Annotated in this window: 1 protein-coding gene; it reads left to right on the plus strand. The window is 50.8% G+C overall.

Features of this window, described 5'->3' with window-relative positions; all coding sequences use genetic code 11:
* Positions 1-309 (plus strand): glutamate synthase-related protein (locus AB4585_RS28075; RefSeq protein ID WP_372172045.1); only part of this gene is annotated, 309 nt, incomplete at both ends.

Below are 309 nucleotides of genomic sequence, written 5' to 3' on the forward strand. Positions count from 1 at the left end.
TGTAGGTACGATCGCATCAGGTGTAGCGAAAGCGAAAGCCGACGTGGTTCTTATTGCTGGCTTTGATGGCGGCACAGGTGCATCGCCAATGTCGTCTATCCGTCACACTGGTTTGCCGTGGGAGCTAGGTCTAGCTGAAACTCACCAAACACTACTGAAGAACGGTCTACGTAACCGTATCGTTGTTCAGTCTGATGGCCAAATGAAAACTCCTCGTGACCTTGCAGTGGCAACACTACTTGGCGCTGAAGAGTGGGGTGTAGCAACCGCAGCATTAGTAGTTGAAGGCTGTATCATGATGCGTAAGTG

This window comes from Vibrio sp. 10N.222.49.C9 (assembly GCF_041474985.1).
GTDB classification, from domain to species: domain Bacteria; phylum Pseudomonadota; class Gammaproteobacteria; order Enterobacterales; family Vibrionaceae; genus Vibrio; species Vibrio crassostreae_C.